The organism is Streptomyces sp. TE5632 (genome assembly GCF_054061295.1).
Window position 1 is genome coordinate 3,309,419 of the sequence record NZ_JBSSEA010000003.1, and the last position, 24,531, is coordinate 3,333,949.

Consider the following 24,531-nt stretch of genomic DNA (forward strand, 5'->3'; position numbering starts at 1 on the left):
GAGTGGTCTATTCCGAACCCGGGGGCGCGCTGACTCCGGCCCCCTGGTACGCCCCGCTGCCCGTCTGAGATCACTGGCGGTGACTGTCGAACTGAGTTCCGCGGAGGACCGGCGGCAATTGGAAACGAGAGCCCACCAGCGCCAAGGCCGTTTGACGGTCATTTTCGGCCATCCTTTGTCAGGTACTTGACTGTTACATACACCCCCGAAAAGATCACCGCGGTTTCATGTGCTTCAAATGATCTTCACGAGGGGTGGGGGACTGGTGTGCGCGCACGCACGGGCATGATCGGACTGGCTCTGGTGGCTGCGGTGTCGCTGCCGGGCGGCGTGTCACCTTTCACCGCAACGTCGGCGGCCGCGGCCGGATGCACCGCTGGCCAGGAGACGGACTTCAACGGCGACGGGATACGGGACACCGCGATCGCGGACCCGGAGGCCGCCGTCTCCGGCCTGGCCGAGGCCGGAGTGGTCCACATCGTCTACGGCGGCGGCAAGGGCGCGGCCTCGATCTCCCAGGACACGCCGGGGATACCGGGCGTGGCCGAGAAGGGGGACCGCTACGGCCACTCCATGGCGACCTTCGACCACAACAAGGACGGCTGCACCGATCTGGTCGTCGGAATCCCCTACGAGGACATCGAGGACAAGGCCGACGCCGGTCTCGTCCAGATCCTGTACGGGGCGCCCGGCGGTCTGGTCACCGGGCCCGCGGTGCTCGAATACCTCCAGGGCAGTGGCGGGGGCAACATCGGAAGCACCGCCGCGGAGGCCGGCGACTGGTTCGGCCACGCCGTGGCCGCCGGAGCGACCTCCTCCGGAGAGCCGTACCTGGTGATCGGCGTGCCGGGCGAGGACGTCGGCACCGTCGTGGACAGCGGTATGGCCCACTACCTGCGCGGCAGCACGAACGCCGGGTTCACCCAGAACACCGCCGGTGTGTCCGGGGACGCGGAGGAGAACGACCGGTTCGGCTACGCGGTGGCCGCCTCGCCGAACCACATAGCGGTCGGGAACCCGGGCGAGGCCATCGGGGACCTCACCTTCTCCGGCGGCGTGCAGATCCTCAAGCACACGCTCAACTCCGGCGGTATCCCCACCCCGGTGGCCGGCATCCATCAGGACGCCCCCGGGATCAACGGCGTGGCCGAGACCGGCGACCAGTTGGCCGCGACGCTCGCCGCCGTCCCGTACCGCCCCTCGGGGGCCTCGTCCGCCAACGAGACGCTGTTCGCCGTGGGCATCCCCGGCGAGGACCTCACGACCGGCGAGGACGCCGGGCGGGTCATCACGCTGCGGGTCACCGCCTCCGGCGACGTGACCCAGATGGCCGACATCAACCAGTCCCATGCCGGCATCGCCGGCGTCGGTGAGGACGGCGACCACTTCGGACAGCACCTCACCGCCGTGAACACCGCGCCCGGCTCGGTCGGCACGGCCCAGACCGTCCTGCTGGCCGTGGGCATCCCCGGCGAGGACATCGAGGCCGCCGGGGCCCGGGACGCGGGCGGCGTACAGATCTTCCCGATGGTCGGCGAACCGGGCAACGGGGACGTCTGGCTGGAGAAGGGCCAGCTCGGACTGCCCGGGCAGCCGGGAGCGCAGGAGTACCTGGGCACCAGCCTGTGGGCCGACCGGGGACGGCTCCACGTGGGCGTGCCGTACGGGCCGGAGGGTGAGCGGGGCGTCTACGGCGTCCTGTGGACGAGCCTGCTCTCCGGCGGGCCGGACACGGTGGCCACCGTGCGCCCCGGCCAGGACGGCGTACCCGCCGGCGGACGCGCCTTCGGGGCGGTGGTCCGGTGACCGCGCGACGAGGTGAGAGGCCGGTGCCGACCGGAACCGGCGCACCCGGGAGAGCCGAGGACGGGAACGTGATCGAGACACGGCCGCGGCGCCGTACGCGCCGCACCGCGACCGTCGTCGGCGCGCTCACCGTGTTGCTGGTGACCGGTGCCACCGTGCCGCCCGGCGCCGGTGCGGACGGGGACGTCCGGGACGCGGTGCGCACGGCGTCCGCCACCCCGGCGAAGACATCCGCCGGGACGTACGCGCGGGTCCAGTAGACCGAGGACCTCGCCCAGGTCGCCGGGCGGAGGCGGAGGTGGAGGCGGACGTGGGCGTGGACGGTGGCGGTGGATGGTTGCAGTCCCGATATCGAACCTTTCGGTTGTTGTCGCGAATGTTTTAGGCTCGGGGGAGAGGTAAGGGGGTCGTCAGGAAGGCATGCGGGGATACGATCGCCGCCATGACTTCCTCGCAGCCCGCTGAAAACCGGACGCGAGGGCGCAGCGCGCAGACTGCGACCCTCGCCGAGATCGCCCGCGAGGCCGGTGTCTCCGCGCCGACTGTTTCGAAGGTGCTGAACGGGCGTGCCGATGTCGCCCCCGCCACCCGCAGCCGGGTCGAGGAACTGCTGCGCGCCCACGGCTACCGGCGCCGACGCGCCGAGGCCACCCGCTCGCCGCTGATCGACCTGGTCTTCCACGAGCTGGAGAGCGCCTGGGCGATGGAGGTCATCCGGGGCGTGGAGAACGTGGCCAGGGACGCCGGACTGAGCGTCGTGCTCTCCGAGAGCGCGGGGCGGCTCACGCCGGGGCGCACCTGGGCCGACCAGGTCGCCGCGCGCCGTCCGCACGGGGTGATCCTCGTCCTGTCCGGCCTCGACGAGTCCGGGCGGGCGCTGCTGACCAGCCGGTCCATCCCGTTCGTGGTGATGGACCCGGCCGGCGACCCGGGCACCGACGTGCCCTCCATCGGCGCGACCAACTGGCAGGGCGGTCTCGCCGCCACCCGGCATCTGGTCGAGCTGGGGCACACCAGGATCGGGGCGATCAGCGGCCCCTCGCGGATGATGTGCAGCCGTGCCCGCCTCGACGGCTACCGGGCGGCGCTGGAGACCGGCGGGCTTCCGGTGGACCCCGGGCTGATCATGCCCGGCGACTTCCACCACGAGACCGGTTACCGCCAGGGCCTCGCCCTGCTGCGCCGCGAGGACCGGCCCACGGCGGTCTTCGCCGGCAACGACCTCCAGGCGCTCGGTCTCTACGAGGCCGCGCGTGAGCTGGGCCTGCGGATTCCCGAGGATCTGAGCGTGGTCGGGTTCGACGATCTGCCGGTGGCCCGTTGGGTGGGGCCGCCGCTGACGACCGTACGGCAGCCGCTGACCGAGATGGCCGAGGCGGCGGCCAGGCTGGTCCTCGACCTGGGCAAGGGCGAGGGCGCGGCGGCCGCGACCCGGGTGGAACTGGCCACGAGCCTGGTGGTGCGCAGCAGCACGGGAGCGCCGCCGGCCGGGCGCGCCGGTGCCGCGGCGGGCGGGAGGCTCGCGGGGCCGTGATCACTTGATCACCCGATCGGCTGAACGGTGGCGGTGACGGCGGGTGGAGGCTCTTCGTGGCCGTAGCGTCGCGGTGTCGCTTGTGCCGCAGTGGCGCCCGCGCCCACACTTGAAGGAGGAGGTGCTTCTCGATGACCGCTCTCGCAGAAGAGGTGGCCCCAGTGGCGTACAAGCCTGTTTCCGAGCCGGGTTCCGACCTGGACGAGGTCCTGTGGCAGGCGTGGAAGGCCATGGATCTCCCCGAGGGCTACCGGGCCGAGATCATCGAAGGGTCCATCGAGGTGTCGCCCACCGGTCGTCGTCGTCATGGCGTGCTCGTCAACCGTCTCCGCCGCGTGCTGGACGCCCACCTGGGGGAGAGCGGTTACGCGGCCCTCCAGGACGTCAACGTCATCCACCGTCAGAAGGCCTGGGTGCCCGACCTGTTCGTGGCCCCCCTCGATCTCGACGAGATCCCCGACGAGGACGGTCTCGGTGTGGACGCCGCCGGGGTCGGGATGGTCGTCGAGGTCACCTCGCCCGGCCACCGGAACCTCCAGCGCGACCGCGTCCGCAAGCGCCGGGAGTACGCCCGCGCCGGGATTCCGGTGCACGTGATCGTCGACGACTTCGACGACGAGGGAGCCGTGCTCGTCCTGACGTCCCCCGATCCCAAGAAGGCCAAGTACGCCGACGAGCACCGTGTCCCCTACGGCACCGACGCGGTGATCCCGGAGGGGCCGGCCAAGGGCTTCGCCGTCGGCAAGGCGATCGTCGGGTCCTGAGCCGACCCCGCGGGGCCTCACCGGGCCGCCCGCGGGCCTCACCGCACCGGGTGCCCCAGCAGCATCGTCGGGGCGCCCGCGACGCGGGTGAGGAAGACCGTGACGGACTCGGGGCCGTGGGGTTTGGGCAGGGCCTTGCGGCGGAGTTCCTCCGGTTCCACCGCCGATCCGCGCTTCTTGACGGTCAGTGTGCCGATGCGGCGCTCACGCAGCAGTGCCTTCAGCTTCTTGACATTGAAGGGGAGCCGGTCGGTGATCGCGTAGGCGGTGGCGTACGGGGTGGGGCGGTGCTCGTCGGCGGTGACGTAGGCGATGGTCGGGTCGATGAGCCCGCCGTCGAGCTGTTCGGCGACCTCGGCGACGAGATGGGCGCGGATGACGGCGCCGTCGGGCTCGTACAGGTACCGGCCGGGCGGGCGCACTTCGGGGTCCGGCAGTCCGCGGGAGAGGAGCGTGTGCGGGCCGGGCAGCAGGGTCGCCCGGATCGCTGGGGTGGCCGGGGTCGCGTCCTCCGCCCCGGCGGCAGCGGTCCGCCCGTCGCCGAACCACAGCACCGCCTCCTTCACCTCCCCGCCGTCCGAGATCCACTCGGCCTCCGCGTCGGCGGGGACGGCCTCGTGCGGGATGCCCGGTGCGATCTTCAGCGCGGCGGCGCGGGGTGCCCTGCGGGCCGCCTCGATCGCCCAGGACAGCGGGGGTGAGTAGGCCTCGGGATCGAAGACGCGACCGCGGCCGCCACGCCGGGCCGGATCGACGAAGACGGCGTCGTAACCGGCCGGGTCCACCTCCGTGACGTCGGCCTCCCGCACCTCGATCAGCCCGGCCAGGCCCAGCTCGTCCGCGTTCGCGCGGGCCGCCGCCGCGGTGAGCGGGTCCCGGTCCACCGCCAGCACCCGGATCCCGGCGCGGGCCAGCGCGATCGCGTCCCCGCCGATCCCGCAGCACAGGTCGGCCACCGAGGTCACGCCCGACTCCTTCAGCCGCCGCGCCCGGTACGCCGCCACGCTCGCCCGGGTCGACTGCTCGACCCCGTTCGGCGTGAAGAACATGCGCGCGGCGTCCTGGGCCCCGAACTTCGCCACCGCCCGCTGCCGCAGGCGCGCCTGGCCGAGCGCCGCCGAGACCAGTTCCGCCGGATGCTCGCGGCGCAGCCGGGTCGCGACGGCGAGTTCTCGCGCCGGATCGGTGTCGCGCACCTCCTCGAGCAGGGCGCGGCCCTCGGGGGTGAGGAGCGGGGCGAGGGGCGAGGCGGAGAGGGGGGTGCGGTCGTTCACCGGCCCATTGTGGGTCAGGTGCGGGCCGGCTGTGGGCCAGTCGGTGGACGGTGTGCGGCCGGCCGCGGTGTCGGGCCGGCTCCGGGGCGGTGGACTGCGAGGATCCGGCTCCATGCGAGTAGTAGGACAAAACGATAAAAGTCAGTCACGGTGGTGTGTGCGGGCAGGTGTTGCCGTACTCACCCTCGCAGCCCTCGCCCCCCTGGCCGCGGGCTGCGGAAAGGACTCCACCGCCCCGGACCCGGCCGAGGGCGGTCGGCGGCCCCTCGCCGCGCCCCCGGCCCGTGAGCACGGCCCCCACGCCGCCGAACCGCGTGCCGCGTACGCCGCGCGCGCGGCCGCCGCGAAACGCTGGGGGCTCGAGGAGGTGCCCCGGGCCGCTCCGCCGGCGCCCGGGAAGAAGCCGAGGATCACCACCCGTGAGGGTTTCGAGGTCGACGGCCACCGGCGACTGGACCTCCCCCCGGTCTTCACCACCGTCCCCACGGACGAGAAGGTCGTCTTCCTCACCATCGACGACGGCGCCGAGAAGGACCCGGCGTTCCTGCGCATGATGAGCGAGCTGAAGATCCCGTACACCGCCTTCCTCAGTGACTACGTCATCAGGGAGGACTACGGCTACTTCGAGGAGATGCAGGACCGGGGCGTCGGCCTGAACAACCACACCCTGAGCCACCCGCCCCTGCGCGGCCTGTCCTACGCCCGCCAGAAGCGCGAGATCTGCGGCATGCAGGACGTCCTCGAGGAGCGGTACGGCCACCGCCCCGTCCTGTTCCGCCCGCCGTTCGGCACCTATGACAAGAACACCCTGCGCGCGGCCAAGTCCTGCGGCGTCGAGTACGTCCCGCTGTGGAACGAGGAGGTCTTCGTCGACCGCTGGGACTACCGCGAGGGGGACGGGAAACTGCGCCCCGGCGACATCGTCCTCACCCACTTCCGGGGCCGGAACGAGTGGAAGGGCACCATGCCCGACATGATCCGCCGCTTCCTGGACAAGGTCACGGCCGAGGGGTACGCGGTGGGGCGCCTGGAGGACTACCTGTGATCCGGCGGGGGGCGGCCGTGGCGGTCCTCCCGGCAGTGCTGGCGGTGCTGGCGGCGTTGGCGGTGCTGGTGGGTTGCGGCCCGTCGGCCGGGCGGCCGGTCGCGGGCCCCGCCGGCCGAGGGGGTGGGGGCACCGGGGGCGCGGGGGACGGAGCGGGCCAGTCACCCGACCGCGTCCCGCCCGTCGTGGACCGGGTCCCGACCCGGGACGCGGTCGTCTTCCTGACCTACGACGACGGCGCCGAACGCGACCCCCGTTTCATCGACCTCGTACGGCAACGCCGCCTTCCCGTCAGCATGTTCCTCACGGACAGTGTGGTGGGGCCGGGCTACGGCCACTTCGCCCGCCTGCGTTCGGTCGGTGCGAGCCTGCAGAACCACACCCTCGACCACCCCGCCCTGCGCGGCCTGCCCTACGCCGGTCAGCGCGCCGAGATCTGCGGCCAGCAGCGCAAGCTCCGGTCCCGCTTCGGCATCCGCCCCCACCTCTTCCGCCCGCCCTACGGCACGTACGACGCCACGACCCTCCGCGCCGCCGCCGACTGCGGCATCGCGGCGGTCGTGCTCTGGCGGGTGACGCTGGAGGGCGACGGCACCCTCACGTACACCCGAGGCGCCCGCCGCCTGGGCCCCGGCGACATCATCTCCGTCCCCGCCGGCGAGACCCCGCCCCTGACCCTGGCGGAACGGACGGCACGTCTGCTGCGCGAGCTGGAGGAGCAGGGGTTGAGGGTCGGGAGGCTGGAGGACTACGTCCGGCACCGGTGAGCACCCTGCCCGTCCGGGGGCGCCCCCAGGGGTGGCCGTCGGGGCACCGGACGGCTGCGCACACCCGTACGAACAACGCGTTTCAGCGCCGACGCGCCGCAGGAAATTGGCACTCCGCTTGACCGAGTGCTAATCGCGGTCATAGTCTCGGGTCTGGCACTCCCCCCTGGAGAGTGCCAACACACGCGACGGGCAGGTCCGGCACCCGCGACGACGGATCGACCTGGTCGCCACCTCAGACAGTTAACCCCGTGAGATCTCCGAAGGGGGAGGTCGGATCGTGACGACCGCCAGCTCCAAGGTTGCCATCAAGCCGCTCGAGGACCGCATCGTGGTCCAGCCGCTCGACGCCGAGCAGACCACGGCTTCGGGCCTGGTCATTCCGGACACCGCCAAGGAGAAGCCCCAGGAGGGCGTTGTCCTGGCCATCGGTCCGGGCCGCATCGAGGACGGCAAGCGCGTCGAACTCGACGTGAAGGTCGGCGACGTCGTGCTCTACAGCAAGTACGGCGGCACCGAGGTGAAGTACAACAACGAGGAGTACCTCGTTCTCTCGGCCCGCGACGTTCTCGCGATCATCGAGAAGTAAGTCACCTCGTAGCACATTTGCTCCGAACTGCGCCCCTGGTCCCGACACGCTTACTGAGCCGGGGGCCCGGGGCGCAGTGTTTTTTCACCCCTGATTTCCGAGAGGGCTCCCGCTGCCATGGCGAAGATCCTGAAGTTCGACGAGGACGCCCGTCGCGCCCTTGAGCGCGGCGTCAACAAGCTTGCCGACACGGTGAAGGTGACGATCGGCCCCAAGGGCCGCAACGTCGTCATCGACAAGAAGTTCGGCGCCCCCACCATCACCAACGACGGTGTCACGATCGCCCGCGAGGTCGAGGTCGAGGACCCGTACGAGAACCTCGGTGCCCAGCTGGTCAAGGAGGTGGCGACCAAGACCAACGACATCGCGGGTGACGGTACGACCACCGCGACCGTGCTGGCCCAGGCCCTGGTCCGCGAGGGCCTGCGCAACGTCGCCGCCGGCGCCTCCCCGGCCGCCCTGAAGAAGGGCATCGACGCCGCCGTCGCCGCGGTCTCCGAGGACCTGCTCGCCTCGGCCCGCCCGATCGACGACAAGGCCGACATCGCCGCCGTCGCCGGGCTGTCCGCCCAGGACCAGCAGGTCGGCGAGCTCATCGCCGAGGCGATGGACAAGGTCGGCAAGGACGGTGTCATCACCGTCGAGGAGTCCAACACCTTCGGTCTGGAGCTGGACTTCACCGAGGGCATGGCCTTCGACAAGGGCTACCTGTCGCCGTACTTCGTGACGGACCAGGAGCGCATGGAAGCCGTCCTGGACGACCCGTACATCCTCATCACGCAGGGCAAGGTCGGCTCCATCGCCGAGCTGCTGCCGCTGCTGGAGAAGGTCATCCAGGCCAACGCCTCCAAGCCGCTGCTGATCATCGCCGAGGACGTCGAGGGCGAGGCCCTGTCGACCCTGGTCGTCAACAAGATCCGCGGCACGTTCAACGCCGTCGCGGTCAAGGCCCCCGGCTTCGGCGACCGCCGCAAGGCGATGCTGCAGGACATGGCCGTCCTCACCGGCGCCACGGTCGTCTCCGAGGAGGTCGGCCTCAAGCTCGACCAGGTCGGCCTGGACGTGCTGGGCTCCGCCCGCCGCGTCACCGTCACCAAGGACGACACCACGATCGTCGACGGTGCCGGCAAGAAGGAGGACGTGACCGGTCGCGTCGGCCAGATCAAGGCCGAGATCGAGACCACCGACTCCGACTGGGACCGCGAGAAGCTCCAGGAGCGCCTCGCGAAGCTGGCCGGCGGCGTGTGCGTCATCAAGGTCGGCGCCGCCACCGAGGTGGAGCTGAAGGAGAAGAAGCACCGTCTGGAGGACGCCATCTCCGCGACCCGCGCCGCGGTCGAGGAGGGCATCGTCTCCGGTGGTGGTTCCGCGCTCGTCCACGCCGTCAAGGTCCTCGAGGGCAACCTCGACAAGACCGGCGACGAGGCCACCGGTGTCGCGGTCGTCCGCCGCGCCGCCGTCGAGCCGCTGCGCTGGATCGCCGAGAACGCCGGCCTCGAGGGCTACGTCATCGTCTCCAAGGTCGCCGAGCTGGAGAAGGGCAGCGGTTACAACGCCGCCACCGACGAGTACGGCGACCTGATCAAGGCCGGCGTCATCGACCCGGTCAAGGTCACCCGCTCCGCCCTGGAGAACGCCGCCTCCATCGCCTCCCTGCTGCTCACGACCGAGACCCTGGTCGTCGAGAAGAAGGAAGAGGAGGAGCCGGCCGCCGGTGGTCACGGCCACGGCCACGCCCACTGAGCATCCCGCTCGTAGAAGGCCCCCGTTCCGCCCCGGACGCAAATCCGGTCCGGAGCGGGGGCCTTCCCCGTGCGGTCAGCCGTCCTGCCGCAGCAGGAACCGGACCGGCTCCGCCAGTGCCGCCCGCGCCCCGTCGGTGTCCCCCAGCCGTGCGGCGAGGGTGGCCTCCGCGAGCCGTGCGGGCAGCGCCTCGGCGAACTTCAGCCCGCGCACGGCCTGCGGGTCCACCTCGGGCAGGGGCAGACCCGTCCCGGCGTCCGAAACCGCCGCCCGCCACGACTGCGGGGTCACGTCGTCGCGCAGCCGCTGGAGGGACCCCATCTCGTCGGGGACCAACAGGAGGCCGGTCGCCTGCACCAGCGACGACCCGGCTCTCTTCCCCGAACCCGCTGGCGTGTTCCTTCGGGCACGGCTCGGCGACGACTAAGTCACCGTGGGCACCGGCTCGGTGGTCCGGCGGCGCATCCTCCGGACGTAGAGGGCGGCCAGGAGCGCGACCGGCGGAAAGCCGAGCGCTGTGAACAACAGGGTCTGTCCCAGCCCGCCGCTGAGCATGGCCACGGGGAAGCCGACGCAGCTCAGGAAGGCGCCCGCCACGATTCCCATGCCGGGCCATGAGGGGGCGGGGCGCCGGGCGGAGGGGAAACGGAGCCACAGGCCGGCCAGGAGCAGGCCGAGTCCGAAGGGCAGTGCCAGCAGACCGAAGGCCGTGGGCAGCCGCCAGTCCTCGGACGGTGACGCGTGGGTCTCCTGGGAAGCGGTGCCGAACCGCACGGTGCGGACCGCGTCCCTCCAGTAGGTCAGCGTCACCGAGTCACCGGCGCGTACCGCGTCGAACACCGGCTTGTTCCCGGCCATACGTATGCGCCGCACCATGCCCGAGCCCTGCTCGGTGACGAGGACCCAGTGCCGGACACTCCTGCCCTGGGGTTCGTCGTCCGTCCTCGTGACGGTCGCCGGGACGGCCGTTGTGCACGAGTCGGAGCGGGTGCCGTCCGGGCAGGCGGGTGCGGAGGCGTACTCATGTTGCTTCGCCAGCGCGCCCGGTACGGCGGCGAACAGACCGACGGAGAGGAGAACGAGGAGCAGGCCGAAGACCATGAGGTTCAGCGATCCACGGGAAGGTCTCATGGCGTCATCGTGACACTGGCCCCTGCCGACCCGAACTCCCCGTTTCTGGCAGCCCTTTGGGAACCCAGGCTGCCGTCCTCACATCACTGGAGGTGGCTCTGTACGCGAGTTGCCGACAGCGGTTGTGCACGGGTCCGGAGCGTGCTCGGCATGTGGGCCTGTGGGCGCGGCACGGCTCTTCCCGCATCGGTGATGGCGGCACTTCTCCACGCCCTCCGAACCGGCCGTTCCGGCGCCCGGTCCGTACACGCCCGACGGCTCCCGTCCTGCGAACCAGGGGGGAGCCGTCCAGAGGCGCCATCAGGGGGTCAGGCGTGGCGGTGGGAGTGCCGGCTGCCGGTGATGAGGCGGTACAGAGCGAGCAGGATGAGGGAGCCGACGATCGCGGCGATCCAGGTGGAGAGCTCGAAGAACCCGTCGATGGAGTCGACGCCGAAGATCACCTTGCCGAGCCAGCCGCCGAGCAGACCGCCGGCGATGCCGATGAGCATGGTGATGATGATGCCGCCGGGGTCCTTGCCCGGCATGATGAACTTGGCTATGGCGCCGGCGAGCAGGCCGATGACGATCCACGCGATGATGCCCATTGTTGTCTCCGTCCTGTCGTGAAGACCGTGTCAGTTCCTCGTCTGTACCGTCCGCGCCCGAACAAACCTGTTCTTCGGACCGCAACTCTGCCCGCCCCTCCCCGAGCCGGGTTCCGAGCAGCTGCCGGTGACCTTGTTCGCGAAGTGGTGTTCGTGATCGTCGAACCGGCTCACTTCGCCCACGGCATCAGCTCTTCTCCCACGTCCCGACCACCTAGGCATCGGCGGACCGAGGGCCCCGCCGGCGACCGCCCCGGAACGCACCCCGGAGGGGGTCGGCTCGACCACCGGTGCGGAACGCCCAGTTCGCGGACGTGGACGTCCCAGTAGGGCGGTGTGACGCCGGCCAGAGGACCCTTCCCGCCGACCTCCCTCCACCTCCAGTGCCGGTAGACGCTCTGCGTGGCGAGGGCGGTGGGTCGCACCGAGAGGACCGCGCGCTGCTCCTCGCGGTCGTGCAGGAGCTCCTCCACCGGGCGCCTCCCCCGTGCCACGGCCACGCCGTTCGGGGAGGACCTCCAGGCTGACGACGGCGAAGGTCCGGCCCGGCCATTCCCGTACCGGGACGGCGGGGAGCGGGTGGACGAAGTCGCGCGACCAGCCGTGGTCGACGGGGAGCGGATGACCGTGGACGTAGCCGAAGAGGCGATCCCGCTGTCTCGCCACGACCAGCCGGAAACCCGGAACCGTCATCAGGTTCCCGAGCTCCTCTCAGGTCTGTGGAGACGCCGGCACGATGTGCTCGACCAGACGCCCCGTTCCGGTCGACGGATTCCTCTTGCGTTCCTCACCCGGCTTCGCCAGCTCCCGTGCGCGTGGCACGGCCTGCGGCCAGGACTCCCGACAGAGGTTGAGGGCGAACCGGTCCGTGGCATCAGACCGCGAACGTGGTCCAGCCCTTCCTGCTCCCGCCGGAATCCCGACCGCCGCGGCTGGAACCAGCGCTCACGGGGAGCGGGGGCAGCCGGTTCCGGGGCAGCGGACACCGGGCACCTCCAGGAGACGGCGACGGAAGCGGGGAGACCCACGCCGCAGCGTGCCGGGCCTCCCCTGACTGACGACAGGACCAAAATTCCAGTCGCCCCCTCTGATGGAGGAGGGTCCGTTCTCCGCGGGGCGGGTCTCGGAGCACGGCTCCGGCGCTCGCTCGTCGAAGCCCCCGAGGTGTGCAGACGTGGGGCTGGTGCCGACCAGTGGATATGGCTGACTTCACCGCGTTCGTGATCGGTAGCCTCGCCGACCATGAAGCGGCGCCGGCAAAAGAAGCTCTCCCGTCATCTCCTCGAAGCGATTCTGGCAGCCGACGCTGCCCGAGTGAAGGCACTCCTGCGGGCCGGAGCGGACCCGGAGCGAGGAGACAGCGACGGAACCACCCCTCTCTATCTGGCGTCCGTGCAGGGGGAAGCCGAGGTCGCACGCTTGCTCCTGGAAGCCGGGGCCTCCCCCGACACCGAGAGCAGGGGAGTCGGCTCGGACGGCACACCGCTGTGTGCAGCCGCGTGCTGGGGGCACACCGAGACCGTGCGTGAGCTGTTGGCGCACGGTGCCGACCCGAACCTCCGGGAAGACCAGGGAGCAGGCTGGTCTCCTTTGGACTGGGCGAACAACGGCCCTCACCCCGCGACTGCCGGACTGCTCGTCGCAGCGGGAGCAAGACCTTACGAGGAAGCCGTTCGGCAGCCCGTGACCTGACCGTTGAACCGCCGAGGTCCTCTTTGTGACAGGCCCCGTCCGTGCCGTCAGCGCGGCCCGTACTTGCGGCCCGTTCGGGAGGAGAGGCCGCCCAGGAGGTCGCGTGGGACCAGCTTCGCCGCTCCCATCAGGGCCTTGTACCGCGGGTCCGGGATCGACACCGACTTGCCGCGGGCCAGGTCTGCGAGGGCCGTCTCCGCCACCTTGTCCGCGTCGAGCCACATCCAGTTCGGGATGCTGTCCGTCCCCATCCCCGCCCGCTCATGGAACTCGGTGCGGACGAAGCCGGGGCACAGCGCCATCAGGCGTACGCCGCTGCCCGCCAAGTCCTGTGCCGCGCCCTGGGTGAACTGGACCACCCATGCCTTGGACGCCCCGTAGGTCCCGCGGGGCACGAACGCGGCGGTCGAGGCGACGTTCACGACGCCCCCGCGTCCGCGCTCCCGCATCGCCTCCGCCGCCGCCGACGTCAGCCGCAGCACCGCCTCGCAGTGGACCTTGAGCATCCTCAGCTCGTCCGCCATCGAGACCTCGAGGTACCGGCCCTTGTTGCCGAAACCCGCGTTGTTGATCAGCAGGTCGACGGGGTACCTGCGGTCACCCAGCCGCTCGGTCACCACCTCGATGCCCTTGTCCTCCGCGAGGTCGGCCCTCAGCACCTCCGCCTCGATGCCGTGGCGGTCGTGGAGCTCGGTCGCCTGCTCGCGGAGCCGGACGATGTCGCGGGCCACCAACACCAGATCATGCCCGTCGGCTGCCAGCTTCCGCGCGAACGCGGCACCGATCCCAGCCGTCGATCCCGTAATCAGAGCGGTTGTCATGGCGCAAGACTAGTTACCCGGAGTCCGGGCGTCCGCCCGGCGTCGCCGCCCCGACCGGTGCACTGAAGCCCGGCCGGATCAGTCACCCGAGTGCCCGCCCCCCGGGGCCTGTCCGGCCCCGTGCTCCGCGTGATCCGGCGGGGTCCCCGCGGACCGGCCCTTCTCGACCACCACGAACTGGCCCATCATCCCCTCGTCCTCGTGGTACAGCAGATGGCAGTGGTACATGTAAGGGACGTCAGGATCGGCCGGCCCGGTGAAGCGCAGTGCCAGCTTCATCGTCGTGCCGTGCGGGACGAACACCGTGTCCTTCGGCCCGCGCAGCGTCGGCGGCGGAGCCGACCCGTTCACCTCCACCACGCGGAACTGCACATCGTGCACATGGAAGTTGTGCGGCATGCCGTTGGTGTTGCGTATCGTCCACAGCTCCGTCGTCCCGCGGGTGACGGTCTCGTCGATGCGGCCCATGTCCATCGACCGGCCGTTGATCCCGGACAGCTTCAGATCGAAGTGCCGCCCGCGCACCGCCTCGGCACCGTCGGGAAGCTCCGGCTCGGTGAGCGTGGTCGGCAACCGCGGGGACGGCCGCAACTGCCGGGCCGCCCGCAGCTCCAGTACGTCGAAGGAGTCGTCGCCCCCGCCGAACCGCCGCTGCCAGAAGCCGCCGTAGTTGTCCTGGGGGAAACTCCGGAGCATCACCCGCTCACCCGCCGCGACCCGTACGACGATCTCGGTGCGCTCACCCGGTGACAGCTGTATCCGGTCCATCACCGCGGGCCGCGCCAGCAGCCCGCCGTCCGTCCCGATCAGAGAGAAGTCACGGTCGTCCGGGAAACCGAAGGCGTAGGTGCGGGCGGTGGAGGCGTTGACCAGCCGCAGCCGTATCAGTTCGTCGTGGACATCCCGGTAGGGGCGCAGGGTGCCGTTGACCATGGTCCGGTCACCCAGGAAGCCCACGTTCTGCATCAGCCCGCGGTCGCCGGACAGCCGTGAGCCGTCGAAGCGGACGTCCTGCACGATGACCGGCAGATCGTCGACGCCGTACCGCTTCGGCAGGGGAAGGCGAGCGGACTTCTCGTCGTCGAGGAGGAACAGGCCGGCGAGACCACGCCTGACGTGCTCCTCGGTCTTGCCGTGCGGATGCGGGTGGTACCAGAGCGTCGCCGCCGGCTGGTCCACCGTCCAGTGCGGGGTCCAGGTGGCACCCGGGGCGATCATCTGGTGCGGGCCGCCGTCCATGCGGGCCGGCAGATGCATCCCGTGCCAGTGCACGGAGGACGCCTCGTCCAGGTCGTTGCCGACCCGTACGCGCACCTTCTCGCCGCGCTTCGCCCGAAGTGTCGGGCCGAGGTAGGAGCCGTTGAACCCCCAGGTCGGGGTCCTCTTCCCCTTCTGGAACTCCGTTTCGCCCGCCTGCATGCGCAGGTCGAAGACCCGGGTGCCGTCCTTCTCCACGGTCGACTCGGCCTGCGGAGGTATCGCCAGCGCGTTGTCGAACGGTGCCTTGCCCACCGTGTTGACCGTGGCACCGGTCCACAGCCAGGCGAACAGGGCGCCGACGGTCACGGCGAGCGCGGTGACCAGCGAGCCGAGCACGATGACAAGGCGCTTCCAGCGGAATGCGCGGCGGGTGGTGCCGGGCGGGCTTTTCCCGTCCGGCACCTCGCTCTTGGGCGTATGGCGAGACATGCTTCAAGCGTCGCGGTTCATGGTCCGCCGGACATCGGGGACCTCCCCGGAACCGGCCCTGAGTCAACCCTCGCTCGACATCAGGGATTTCCCCCTGGAACCGGCTGGACAAGTGCGGGAGAACCGCGCGGACAAGTGAGGAGGGAAGAGGGGGAGAGGGGAAGAGGGGAAGAGGGGGGAAGAGGGGGGAAGAGAGGGGGAGAGAGGGGAAGTGGTGCGGCGCCCCGTGGCCCTGCGTCAGACTGCCCGGTCCGCCCCGTACTTCGTCTCGTACTGCCGCGCTGTGGCCAGTGTCTCCGGGTGCAGCGCGTCCGCCGCCGCCAGCAGCCGCGGCAGCAGCGTCCGCTCCGTCGTCACCGCCCGGAACTGCAGCGCGACCGTCACCTCGTGGTCCGGCCGGTGCACCATCCGTATCGCGTCACCCGCCCGGACCTCACCGGGCTGGACGACCCGCAGATAGGCACCCGGCGCGCCCCGCTGCGTGAACCGCTTCACCCAGCCCTTCTCACCCAGATGGCCCTGGAAGGTGCGGCAGGGAATGCGGCCGGAGGTGACCTCCAGCACCACCTCGGGTCCGATGCCCCAGCGCTCACCGATCAGGGCGCCGGACAGGTCGATCCCCTCCGTGGTGAGGTTCTCGCCGAACGAGCCGTTCGGCAGCGTGCGGCCCAGCACGCCCTCCCACTCGTCGAGGTCCTCGCGGGCCATCGCGTACACGGCCTGGTCATCGCCTCCGTGGTGCCGCGTCTCGCACACCGCGTCCCCGGCCAGCCCGCTCGCGCCGACCCCCTTCGGCCCCGGCGCCGCCACCCGTACCGGCCCGTCCACCGGCTGCTTGTCGATGCCGGTCACGCCCTCGGGCTGGTCCGTGTACGACACGGCCTTGGGGCGCCCCAGGTTCACAGACAGAAGTTTCATGAGCTGCACGGTAAGCGATATGGGTCAAAGTATCGAAGCGGTATTCGGCATTACGTCAAAGGGCGGCTTATCCTTGAGGATGTGATCGAAGCCCGTCATCTCCGTGTGCTGCGCGCCGTGGCCACCACCGGTTCGTTCTCCGCGGCGGCCCGGGAACTGGGCTGCTCCCAGCCCGCCGTCAGCCAGCAGATGAAGGCGCTGGAAGGGTCCGTGGGCACGCCGCTGCTCGTCCGCACCGGGCGCGAGATGCGCATGACGCAGGCCGGAGAAGTGCTGGTGCGCCATGCGGCCGGCGTTCTCGCCGGGCTGACCGCCGCAGAGGAGGAGGTCGCCGCCATCGCCGGGCTGCGGGCGGGGCGGGTGCGGCTCGTGTCCTTTCCCAGCGGCAGTTCGACGCTCGTTCCGACAGCCCTCGCCGCTCTGCGCGACGCTCACCCCGGCACTCGTGTCTCCCTGGAGGAGGCCGAGCCGCCCCGGTCCGTCGAGATGCTGCGTGAGGGCGACTGCGACATCGCCCTCGCCTTCCGGTACGAGGGGGCGGCGGGTGCCGAGGAATGGGACGACCTGGTCGTGCGTCCGCTGCTCACGGACCGGCTCGTGGGGCTGGTGCCCGAGCGGCACCGGCTGGCGCATGCGAAGTCCCTCGCCATAGGCGAACTCGCCGAGGAACCGTGGATCGCGGGCTGCCCGCGTTGCCGCGGTCAGCTGGTCGAGGTGTGCGAGACGGCAGGCTTCACCCCGCGTATCGACTTCGCGACCGACGACTACCCCGCGGTGGCCGGTCTGGTCGGTGCGGGACTCGGGGTGGCCGTCCTGCCCCAGCTGGCCCTCGAGTCCGTACGGCCCAGGGGGGTGCGCACTGTGGCCCTGGAGCCCGCGGTGCGGCGGGAGATCGTCGCACTGACGCTTCCCGACCTCGCCCAGGTACCCGCGGTCGACGCGACGCTCGACCAACTGGCACGGGCAGCCGGGCGGTAGGCCGGGCCCGGCGGGGCCGTCTGTCCACCGGTCGTCTGTCTACCGGTCGTCCGTCGGTGGGGGCGGTGGGATGCCTCCTGCGAAAAAACAAGGGCACGTGCGTACCCGAGGGTGAAGACACGTGCGCACCCGAGGGTGAAGAAACGTTCCTTCAGTTGTTCGAAGCGGCGTGCTCGCCGGTGGTCGAGACCGATGCCGGGACCGGCTCCGGTGGTGACGTCGAGGACGACACCAGCCGGTGGCGCGCCCTGCCCATCAGTTCTTCGCGTTCGTCCTCGGTCAGTCCGCCCCACACGCCGTACGGCTCGCGTACGGCCAGTGCGTGGGCGGCGCACTCGGCGCGTACCGGGCACCTCATGCAGACCTCTTTGGCCGAGTTCTCGCGAGCACTTCGTGCCGCCCCGCGCTCACCCTCGGGGTGGAAGAAGAGCGAACTGTCCACCCCGCGGCACGCGGCCAGGAGCTGCCAGTCCCACAGGTCCGCGTTCGGTCCTGGAAGGCGGGAGAAATCTGCCATTTCGTGACCCCTTGTAGCCATTCTGGGCGGATCCGTATCCAAGACCGTACAACTACGATCCAAGGAGATGAAAATATGACCCATTGCGAATCTAGCCTCAGACACCAGCAAATGGGAAGAAAAGGGTCCGAACGAGGCATCGGTTGTGATGAAAGTTCGAGGGTCTCCCGCGCGTGTCTGCACCGTGTTCGTCCCCTCACGTAGAGTGCCGAAGACAGCGGACGGCCCCGTAACTCTTTCGAGTGACCGTCGTTGAGAGTGCGAGGCGGTTGAAGGAACAAGCGCTCGGGCAGGTGTCCGAAGCGGTCGACCGCACAGGTGACGATTTCGTACCAGCCTGGAGGCACAAGGTGACGCGCATCAGCTGCGGAGGGCGGCCATGACTTCCGTCCTCGTCTGCGACGACTCCCCGCTTGCCCGAGAGGCGCTGCGCCGCGCGGTCGCGACCGTGCCCGGCGTCGAGCGCGTGACGACGGCCGCCAACGGCGAGGAAGTCCTCCGCCGCTGGGGTGCCGACCGCTCGGACCTGATTCTGATGGACGTACGCATGCCCGGCCTGGGCGGCGTCGAGACCGTGCGGCGGCTGCTGTCCGCCGACCCCGGTGCGCGCATCATCATGCTCACCGTCGCCGAGGACCTCGACGGTGTGGCACTCGCCGTGGCCGCCGGCGCCCGCGGTTATCTGCACAAGGACGCCTCCCGCGCGGAGCTGCGCGCGACGGTCACCCAGGCACTCGCCGACCCGACCTGGCGGCTCGCCCCCCGGCGGCTGCGCTCGGCGGAGATGGGTGCCGCGCCCACGCTCACCGCGCGTGAGATCCAGGTCCTCGAAGGCATGAGCCACGGCCGCTCCAACGCCGAGATCGGCCGCGAGCTGTTCCTCTCCGAGGACACCGTCAAGACGCACGCCCGGCGGCTCTTCAAGAAGCTCGGTGCGTCGGACCGGGCCCACGCGGTGGCGCTCGGATTCCGGTGGGGCCTGGTGCGCTAGGGCCTGTCCTTCGGATCGGACCGGTTCCGGTGCACGACATCGAGCGCGTGCCCGCGGGCGCGGGCACGCGAATGCCCCGCGCGGACCGCCCCCACCCGGACCGCACCCGCGTGGGGCCGCACCGGTGACGGGCGGCGCCACCGGTGCGGACCGCCGCCGCCCCGCCGGGTGCGACCCGCGGCCCGGCGGGGCGGGCGCGCGGCTCGACCGCCCCGGACCGATCCGGACGACAGGCCCTACGGCCGTCCGCTCATGCCTCGTCGGCAGAGGCGCGGAAAGCCCGGTCCACCAGGGCACCGAAGCCGACCGCCGGGTGCCCTGTCCCTGTTTCGCCGCGGATGACGCATCCTTGAGGTGTGAAGTTCCTCGGGGACGAGTCGGTCGAGCGGGAGGGGAGGGCGCAGGGGATGAGTTCCGGCGCACCTGCTCATAACGCTTCGGTGCACAACAAGGGACGTGGTGCCGCGGAGCAGAAGCCCGCAGGGCACCATGGACCGATGCGCGACGACGAGGCGGGCACTGCCCAAGGGGCGATCGGTGCGCTCGTCCACCGCGCTGTCGACGGGGACGAGCAGGCGACGCACGATCTGCTCGCCCATGTTCACCCCCTGGCGCTGCGGTACTGCCGCACCCGCCTGTCCCGGCTCCCGGGTGACGCCCGGCACTTCGTCGAGGACCTCGCCCAGGAGGTCTGTGTGGCGGTGCTCCTCGCGCTGCCCCGCTACAGGGACACCGGACGTCCCTTCGAGGCGTTCGTCTTCGCCATCGCCGCGCACAAGGTGGCCGACCTGCAGCGCGCGGCGATGCGTCATCCCGGTCTGACAGCCGTACCTTCCGACGAGATGCCAGAGCGTCCCGACGATTCCCTCGGCCCGGAGGAGCGCGCTCTTCTCAACAGCGACGCCGCATGGGCCAAGAAACTGCTGGCCAACCTGCCCGAGAACCAGCGCGAGCTGCTTCTGCTGCGCATCGCCGTGGGCCTCACCGCGGAGGAGACCGGCCAGATGTTGGGAATGTCACCCGGCGCCGTCCGGGTCGCCCAGCACCGTGCGCTGAGCCGGCTACGAGCTTTGGCGGAGCAGTGACCGCCACTGCGGAAACCATCCGCCGCCCGGCGCGCCCTTGGGTGGTGAACGGGCACCCGGACGATTCCGTACGAACATACGAAGACCGGAACCGTGCGGAACCATGGAATGAGACACCCCCACTTCCCGTTAGCATGGACATCCGCACCGATCAAGGCCATTTGGGGAAGGTGTCATGACTGCGAACGTCGACGGAGTGCCCGGAAAATTCGCGACACTCGGGCTGACCTACGACGACGTGCTGCTGCTGCCGGGTGCATCCGAGGTGCTCCCCAACGCGGTCGACACCTCGTCCCGTATCTCGCGCAACGTCCGTGTGAACATCCCGCTGCTCTCGGCGGCCATGGACAAGGTGACCGAGTCCCGCATGGCGATCGCGATGGCCCGCCAGGGCGGTGTCGGCGTCCTGCACCGCAACCTGTCCATCGAGGACCAGGCCAACCAGGTCGACCTGGTGAAGCGCTCCGAGTCCGGCATGGTCACCGACCCGATCACCATCCACCCCGACGCCACGCTTGCCGAGGCCGACGCGCTGTGCGCCAAGTTCCGCATCAGCGGCGTCCCGGTCACCGACGGCAACAAGAAGCTGCTCGGCATCGTCACCAACCGTGACATGGCCTTCGAGACCGACCGCTCCCAGCAGGTGCGCGACGTCATGACGCCGATGCCGCTGGTCACGGGTCAGGTCGGCATCTCCCGCGTGGACGCCATGGAGCTGCTGCGCCGTCACAAGATCGAGAAGCTTCCCCTGGTCGACGACGAGGGCGTCCTCAAGGGCCTCATCACGGTCAAGGACTTCGTGAAGGCGGAGCAGTACCCCCATGCCGCGAAGGACTCGGAGGGCCGCCTGATCGTCGGTGCCGCCGTGGGTGCGAGCCCCGAGGCGCTCGAGCGTGCCCAGGCGCTCGCCGAGGCCGGCGTGGACTTCCTGGTCGTCGACACCTCCCACGGCCACAACAGCAACGCCCTCAGCTGGATGTCGAAGATCAAGTCGAGCGTCGGCGTCGACGTGATCGGCGGCAACGTCGCGACGCGTGACGGCGCCCAGGCGCTGATCGACGCCGGTGTCGACGGAATCAAGGTGGGTGTGGGCCCCGGATCGATCTGCACCACCCGTGTGGTCGCCGGCATCGGCGTCCCGCAGGTCACCGCCATCTACGAGGCATCCCTCGCGGCCCGCCCGGCCGGCGTGCCGCTGATCGGTGACGGCGGTCTGCAGTACTCCGGCGACATCGGCAAGGCGCTGGCCGCCGGTGCCGACACGGTGATGCTCGGCAGCCTCCTCGCCGGCTGCGAGGAGTCACCCGGCGAGCTGCAGTTCATCAACGGCAAGCAGTTCAAGTCGTACCGCGGCATGGGCTCGCTCGGCGCCATGCAGTCGCGCGGCCAGGCCAGGTCGTACTCGAAGGACCGCTACTTCCAGTCCGATGTCGCCTCCGACGACAAGCTCGTCCCCGAGGGCATCGAGGGCCAGGTGCCCTACCGCGGCCCGCTGGCCAACGTGCTGCACCAGCTCGTCGGCGGTCTGCGCCAGACCATGGGCTACGTGGGCGCCGCCACCATCGAGGAGATGGAGACCAAGGGCCGCTTCGTGCGGATCACCTCCGCGGGCCTCAAGGAGAGCCACCCGCACGACATCCAGATGACGGTCGAGGCACCGAACTACAGCCGTAAGTAGGCAGCGGCCTCCCGAGGGCGGCCCCGGAGTGTCCGGGGCCGCCCTCGCCGTATGTCCGGCGCGCTGACTGCCACGGCCGTCGGGGATACTGGAAGGCGCTGCAACGCATCAGGGAAAGGCCACAGACGTGACTGAGATCGAGATCGGGCGAGGCAAGCGGGGCCGCCGGGCGTATGCCTTCGACGACATCGCCGTCGTCCCCAGCCGCCGTACGCGGGACCCGAAGGAGGTCTCGATCGCCTGGCAGATCGACGCCTACCGCTTCGAGCTGCCCTTCCTGGCAGCCCCCATGGACTCGGTCGTCTCACCGGCCACGGCGATCCGCATCGGCGAGCTCGGCGGCCTCGGCGTGCTGAACCTCGAAGGGCTGTGGACGCGGTACGAGGACCCGCAGCCGCTGCTCGACGAGATCGCCGAACTGGACGCCGAGTCGGCCACGCGCCGTTTCCAGGAGATCTACGCCGCCCCCATCAAGGAGGAGCTGATCGGGCAGCGCATCAAGGAGGTGCGTGACTCCGGCGTCGTCACCGCGGCCGCGCTCTCCCCGCAGCGCACCGCCCAGTTCTCCAAGGCCGTCGTCGACGCGGGCGTGGACATCTTCGTGATCCGCGGGACGACGGTCTCCGCGGAACACGTCTCCAGCTCGCACGAGCCGCTCAACCTGAAGCAGTTCATCTACGAACTCGACGTCCCGGTGATCGTCGGTGGCTGCGCCACCTACACCGCGGCCCTGCACCTGATGCGCACCGGCGCGGCCGGCGTCCTGGTGGGCTTCGGCGGCGGTGCCGCACACACCACCCGCAACGTGCTGGGCATCCAGGTCCCCATGGCCACCGCGGTCGCCGACGTGGCCGCCGCCCGCCGTGACTACATGGACGAGTCCGGCGGCCGGTACGTGCACGTGATCGCTGACGGCGGCGTCGGCTGGTCGGGCGACCTGCCCAAGGCGATCGCCTGCGGTGCCGACGCGGTGATGATGGGCTCCCCGCTCGCGCGCGCCACCGACGGTCCGGGCAAGGGCAACCACTGGGGCATGGAAGCCGTCAACGAGGAACTGCCCCGTGGCAAGAAGGTCGACCTGGGCACCGTCGGCACCATCGAGGAGATCCTCACCGGCCCGTCCCACACGTCCGACGGCTCGATGAACCTCTTCGGTGCCCTGCGTCGCGCCATGGCCACCACCGGGTACAGCGAGCTGAAGGAGTTCCAGCGCGTCGAGGTGACGGTGGCGGACTCGCAGCACCGGCGATGACGTGATGCCGCGCTCGCCCTGAGCGTGGCGGACGCCTTTGAGAGTGACGACGGGGCCCGGCCACCACGCCAGCATGTGGGGTGGCCGGGCCCCGTCGCGTGTCCGTGTGGGGGAGTGGTGGTGGGGGCGCGTGGGGCGGTAGGGGGGCGTGCCCATGGGGCGCCACCGCAGGCCCACCCGCTGGGATCGGATCCGTCTGTGGACGGTGAAGTGCCGGGGGAGGTGGGTCTTGCGGATTTTTGGATGGCGAGCAGCCACCCCTACGAGACTTAGGGGTGGACACTCCGTGATCCATCTGGAGCCTGCCGCAGTCAGCCGCTGCGGTCGGCTCCACCTGAATCCCAAGGTACCCGCGCGGAGTGCCGCCCACCATCAGCTCCTGGAGCGCGGGGCGTCGTGGGCGCCCCCCTCTCACAACCGGTGCGCCGCCCCCGTCGGGGTGGCCCCGCGCGTGTCCAGCAGCAGCTGGGCCTTCACCGACAGGCCCTGCAGGTCGTACGTGCGGTGCTGCTGGAGCAGGATCGTCAGGTCGGCGTCGGCGGCGGCCTCGTACAGGGAGTCGGCGCGCGGGAGGGGGCGGTCGAGCACGCTCCAGGACGGGACGTGCGGGTCGTGGTAACTGACGGAGGCGCCCAGTTCCATCAGCCGCGTCGCGATCTCCTGCGCGGGGTTGCCCTGCTGGTCGGCGAGGTCGGCCTTGTAGGTGACGCCGAGGAGCAGCACGCGTGCGCCGCGGGCGGACTTGCCGTGTTCGTTGAGGAGCGCGGCGGCGCGCTGTACGACGTAGTGGGGCATCCGTCCGTTGACCTGCTGGGCGAGTTCTGCCATCCGCAGGGTGCGGCCGGTGTGGGCGGTCAGGTCCTGGACGACGGCGTGGCCGCCGACGCCGGGGCCGGGGCGGAAGGCGTGGAAGCCGAAGGGTTTGGTCTCCGCGCAGCGGATGACGTCCCACAGGTCGACGCCCAGGTCGTGGCAGAGCACGGCCATCTCGTTGACGAGGGCGGTGTTGACGTGCCGGAAGTTGGTCTCCAGCAACTGCACGGTCTCCGCTTCCCGTGGGCCACGCGCGCGTACGACCTTGTCGGTGAGCCTCCCGTAGAACGCGGCGGCCGACTCGGTGCAGGCCGGGGTGAGCCCGCCGATGACCTTCGGGGTGTTGGCGGGGGTGAAGTCGCGGTTGCCGGGATCGACGCGGCTGGGGGAGTAGGCGAGGTGGAAGTCGCGGCCCGCGCGGAGCCCGGATCCGGATTCGAGCAGGGGGCACAAGAGCCCCTCGGTCGTCCCGGGCGGGGCCGGCGACTCGAGGATCACCGTGGTGTGCGGGCGCAGCCGCGCGGCCAGGGTGCGGGCGGCCGTCTCCACCTGGCTGAGGTCCAGCCCGCCTTCCGCGCCGGGTGGGGCCGGTGCGCAGATGACCGCCGTCCGTACCCGGCCGAGTTCGGCCGGGCTGGTCATCACCCGGAACCCCTGCGCGACCATGCGGCGCAGTTCGGCGGGGCTGAGGGAGGCGGCCTCCGGGCCGGTCCGGTAGCCGATGGTGGGGATGCCGGCGGTGACGGCGGCCTGGGCCAGGGGCAGGCCGTACGGGCCGAGTCCGATGACGGCGAGATCTGCGGGCATGGCGTGGGCCGTCCTTCCCAGTAACCGAAGCGGGACAGGCGCGCAAGCCC

The 24,531-nt window shown here is 70.8% G+C and carries 23 protein-coding genes; 14 read left to right on the forward strand and 9 right to left on the reverse strand.

Translation table 11 applies throughout. The features are described from left to right. The first annotated feature begins 267 nt into the window (after positions 1-267). From ACVW19_RS20440 to ACVW19_RS20455, 4 genes are all read left to right on the forward strand, one after another. Positions 268-1,806: a VCBS repeat-containing protein gene (locus ACVW19_RS20440; RefSeq protein WP_457460758.1), complete on the forward strand. Its 1,539-nt coding sequence runs from the start codon at positions 268-270 to the stop codon at positions 1,804-1,806. Positions 1,807-1,874: 68 nt separating this feature from the next. Next, positions 1,875-2,066: a hypothetical protein gene (locus tag ACVW19_RS20445; protein ID WP_457460759.1), complete on the forward strand. Its 192-nt coding sequence runs from the start codon at positions 1,875-1,877 to the stop codon at positions 2,064-2,066. 182 nt (positions 2,067-2,248) lie between these two features. Next, positions 2,249-3,340 (forward strand): LacI family DNA-binding transcriptional regulator, encoded by a 1,092-nt coding sequence (locus ACVW19_RS20450; RefSeq protein WP_457460760.1) that lies wholly within the window; start codon positions 2,249-2,251, stop codon positions 3,338-3,340. Positions 3,341-3,471: 131 nt separating this feature from the next. Next, a complete protein-coding gene (locus ACVW19_RS20455; protein WP_457460761.1) occupies positions 3,472-4,104 on the forward strand; it encodes a Uma2 family endonuclease in 633 nt (210 codons plus the stop codon). Between the two features lie 38 nt (positions 4,105-4,142). Here ACVW19_RS20455 and ACVW19_RS20460 read toward each other — a convergent pair whose 3' ends face one another. Further along, complete coding sequence (locus ACVW19_RS20460) at positions 4,143-5,378, reverse strand: class I SAM-dependent methyltransferase (protein WP_457460762.1); 1,236 nt, start codon at positions 5,376-5,378, stop codon at positions 4,143-4,145. 157 nt (positions 5,379-5,535) lie between these two features. On the opposite strand from ACVW19_RS20460, the gene ACVW19_RS20465 reads away from it, so the two are divergent. The 4 genes from ACVW19_RS20465 to groL all read left to right on the forward strand — a co-directional run bounded on the left by ACVW19_RS20465 (position 5,536) and on the right by groL (position 9,522). Then, positions 5,536-6,423, forward strand: a complete 888-nt coding sequence (locus ACVW19_RS20465; RefSeq protein WP_457460763.1) for a polysaccharide deacetylase family protein — start codon at positions 5,536-5,538, stop codon at positions 6,421-6,423. Beyond that, positions 6,423-7,190 carry a polysaccharide deacetylase family protein gene (locus ACVW19_RS20470; RefSeq protein ID WP_457464696.1) on the forward strand — a complete coding sequence of 256 codons (768 nt, stop codon included), beginning with the start codon at positions 6,423-6,425 and terminating at the stop codon, positions 7,188-7,190. The genes ACVW19_RS20465 and ACVW19_RS20470 overlap by 1 nt, the downstream gene beginning before the upstream one ends. Positions 7,191-7,470: 280 nt before the next feature. Continuing rightward, a complete protein-coding gene (gene groES / locus ACVW19_RS20475; protein WP_109377710.1) occupies positions 7,471-7,779 on the forward strand; it encodes a co-chaperone GroES in 309 nt (102 codons plus the stop codon). 117 nt (positions 7,780-7,896) lie between these two features. After that, on the forward strand, positions 7,897-9,522 hold the full coding sequence (gene groL / locus ACVW19_RS20480; RefSeq protein ID WP_457460764.1) for a chaperonin GroEL: 1,626 nt from the start codon (positions 7,897-7,899) through the stop codon (positions 9,520-9,522). A gap of 75 nt (positions 9,523-9,597) precedes the next feature. Here groL and ACVW19_RS20485 read toward each other — a convergent pair whose 3' ends face one another. From ACVW19_RS20485 to ACVW19_RS20495, 3 genes are all read right to left on the reverse strand, one after another. Then, a complete protein-coding gene (locus ACVW19_RS20485; RefSeq protein ID WP_457460765.1) occupies positions 9,598-9,879 on the reverse strand; it encodes a hypothetical protein in 282 nt (93 codons plus the stop codon). Between the two features lie 66 nt (positions 9,880-9,945). Then, a complete protein-coding gene (locus ACVW19_RS20490; RefSeq protein WP_457460766.1) occupies positions 9,946-10,653 on the reverse strand; it encodes a hypothetical protein in 708 nt (235 codons plus the stop codon). A 308-nt stretch (positions 10,654-10,961) separates the two neighbouring features. After that, a complete protein-coding gene (locus tag ACVW19_RS20495; RefSeq protein ID WP_457460767.1) occupies positions 10,962-11,240 on the reverse strand; it encodes a GlsB/YeaQ/YmgE family stress response membrane protein in 279 nt (92 codons plus the stop codon). A 1,242-nt stretch (positions 11,241-12,482) separates the two neighbouring features. Between ACVW19_RS20495 and ACVW19_RS20500 the strand changes: the two genes are divergently transcribed. After that, positions 12,483-12,932 carry an ankyrin repeat domain-containing protein gene (locus ACVW19_RS20500; protein ID WP_457460768.1) on the forward strand — a complete coding sequence of 150 codons (450 nt, stop codon included), beginning with the start codon at positions 12,483-12,485 and terminating at the stop codon, positions 12,930-12,932. A 47-nt stretch (positions 12,933-12,979) separates the two neighbouring features. On the opposite strand, the gene ACVW19_RS20505 is transcribed toward ACVW19_RS20500, so the two are convergent. The 3 genes from ACVW19_RS20505 to ACVW19_RS20515 all read right to left on the reverse strand — a co-directional run bounded on the left by ACVW19_RS20505 (position 12,980) and on the right by ACVW19_RS20515 (position 16,360). After that, a complete protein-coding gene (locus ACVW19_RS20505; protein WP_457460769.1) occupies positions 12,980-13,753 on the reverse strand; it encodes an SDR family NAD(P)-dependent oxidoreductase in 774 nt (257 codons plus the stop codon). A 78-nt stretch (positions 13,754-13,831) separates the two neighbouring features. Beyond that, on the reverse strand, positions 13,832-15,442 hold the full coding sequence (locus ACVW19_RS20510) for a multicopper oxidase family protein (protein WP_457460770.1): 1,611 nt from the start codon (positions 15,440-15,442) through the stop codon (positions 13,832-13,834). Positions 15,443-15,679: 237 nt separating this feature from the next. Beyond that, positions 15,680-16,360 (reverse strand): MOSC domain-containing protein, encoded by a 681-nt coding sequence (locus ACVW19_RS20515; RefSeq protein ID WP_457460771.1) that lies wholly within the window; start codon positions 16,358-16,360, stop codon positions 15,680-15,682. Positions 16,361-16,441: 81 nt separating this feature from the next. On the opposite strand from ACVW19_RS20515, the gene ACVW19_RS20520 reads away from it, so the two are divergent. Next, on the forward strand, positions 16,442-17,338 hold the full coding sequence (locus ACVW19_RS20520) for a LysR family transcriptional regulator (protein WP_457460772.1): 897 nt from the start codon (positions 16,442-16,444) through the stop codon (positions 17,336-17,338). A gap of 151 nt (positions 17,339-17,489) precedes the next feature. On the opposite strand, the gene ACVW19_RS20525 is transcribed toward ACVW19_RS20520, so the two are convergent. Continuing rightward, positions 17,490-17,855, reverse strand: a complete 366-nt coding sequence (locus ACVW19_RS20525) for a WhiB family transcriptional regulator (protein WP_457460773.1) — start codon at positions 17,853-17,855, stop codon at positions 17,490-17,492. Positions 17,856-18,234: 379 nt separating this feature from the next. On the opposite strand from ACVW19_RS20525, the gene ACVW19_RS20530 reads away from it, so the two are divergent. The 4 genes from ACVW19_RS20530 (at position 18,235) to ACVW19_RS20545 (ending at position 22,861) form a co-directional block, all read left to right on the forward strand. Beyond that, a complete protein-coding gene (locus ACVW19_RS20530; RefSeq protein ID WP_003948568.1) occupies positions 18,235-18,846 on the forward strand; it encodes a response regulator transcription factor in 612 nt (203 codons plus the stop codon). Positions 18,847-19,343: 497 nt separating this feature from the next. Continuing rightward, positions 19,344-19,931 carry a sigma-70 family RNA polymerase sigma factor gene (locus tag ACVW19_RS20535; protein WP_202275863.1) on the forward strand — a complete coding sequence of 196 codons (588 nt, stop codon included), beginning with the start codon at positions 19,344-19,346 and terminating at the stop codon, positions 19,929-19,931. A gap of 175 nt (positions 19,932-20,106) precedes the next feature. After that, positions 20,107-21,609, forward strand: coding sequence for an IMP dehydrogenase (gene guaB / locus ACVW19_RS20540; RefSeq protein WP_457460774.1), 1,503 nt, complete (start codon positions 20,107-20,109; stop codon positions 21,607-21,609). A 127-nt stretch (positions 21,610-21,736) separates the two neighbouring features. Further along, the gene (locus ACVW19_RS20545) at positions 21,737-22,861 is read left to right on the forward strand and encodes a GuaB3 family IMP dehydrogenase-related protein (protein WP_109377721.1); all 1,125 of its coding nucleotides are present in this window, start codon (positions 21,737-21,739) and stop codon (positions 22,859-22,861) included. Between the two features lie 411 nt (positions 22,862-23,272). On the opposite strand, the gene ACVW19_RS20550 is transcribed toward ACVW19_RS20545, so the two are convergent. After that, positions 23,273-24,481: a nucleotide sugar dehydrogenase gene (locus ACVW19_RS20550; protein WP_457460775.1), complete on the reverse strand. Its 1,209-nt coding sequence runs from the start codon at positions 24,479-24,481 to the stop codon at positions 23,273-23,275. Between the last annotated feature and the right edge of the window lie 50 nt (positions 24,482-24,531).

What these genes read in the sequence shown, in the direction of transcription:
- ACVW19_RS20525 (WP_457460773.1), bottom strand. Translation starts at nt 17,855, where the DNA reads ATGGCAGATTTCTCCCGCCTTCCAGGACCGAACGCGGACCTGTGGGAC.
- guaB (WP_457460774.1), top strand. Translation starts at nt 20,107, where the DNA reads ATGACTGCGAACGTCGACGGAGTGCCCGGAAAATTCGCGACACTCGGG.
- ACVW19_RS20515 (WP_457460771.1), bottom strand. Translation starts at nt 16,360, where the DNA reads ATGAAACTTCTGTCTGTGAACCTGGGGCGCCCCAAGGCCGTGTCGTAC.
- ACVW19_RS20530 (WP_003948568.1), top strand. Translation starts at nt 18,235, where the DNA reads ATGACTTCCGTCCTCGTCTGCGACGACTCCCCGCTTGCCCGAGAGGCG.
- groL (WP_457460764.1), top strand. Translation starts at nt 7,897, where the DNA reads ATGGCGAAGATCCTGAAGTTCGACGAGGACGCCCGTCGCGCCCTTGAG.
- ACVW19_RS20535 (WP_202275863.1), top strand. Translation starts at nt 19,344, where the DNA reads ATGCGCGACGACGAGGCGGGCACTGCCCAAGGGGCGATCGGTGCGCTC.
- ACVW19_RS20490 (WP_457460766.1), bottom strand. Translation starts at nt 10,653, where the DNA reads ATGAGACCTTCCCGTGGATCGCTGAACCTCATGGTCTTCGGCCTGCTC.
- ACVW19_RS20510 (WP_457460770.1), bottom strand. Translation starts at nt 15,442, where the DNA reads ATGTCTCGCCATACGCCCAAGAGCGAGGTGCCGGACGGGAAAAGCCCG.
- ACVW19_RS20450 (WP_457460760.1), top strand. Translation starts at nt 2,249, where the DNA reads ATGACTTCCTCGCAGCCCGCTGAAAACCGGACGCGAGGGCGCAGCGCG.
- ACVW19_RS20455 (WP_457460761.1), top strand. Translation starts at nt 3,472, where the DNA reads ATGACCGCTCTCGCAGAAGAGGTGGCCCCAGTGGCGTACAAGCCTGTT.
- ACVW19_RS20505 (WP_457460769.1), bottom strand. Translation starts at nt 13,753, where the DNA reads ATGACAACCGCTCTGATTACGGGATCGACGGCTGGGATCGGTGCCGCG.
- ACVW19_RS20495 (WP_457460767.1), bottom strand. Translation starts at nt 11,240, where the DNA reads ATGGGCATCATCGCGTGGATCGTCATCGGCCTGCTCGCCGGCGCCATA.
- ACVW19_RS20550 (WP_457460775.1), bottom strand. Translation starts at nt 24,481, where the DNA reads ATGCCCGCAGATCTCGCCGTCATCGGACTCGGCCCGTACGGCCTGCCC.
- ACVW19_RS20500 (WP_457460768.1), top strand. Translation starts at nt 12,483, where the DNA reads ATGAAGCGGCGCCGGCAAAAGAAGCTCTCCCGTCATCTCCTCGAAGCG.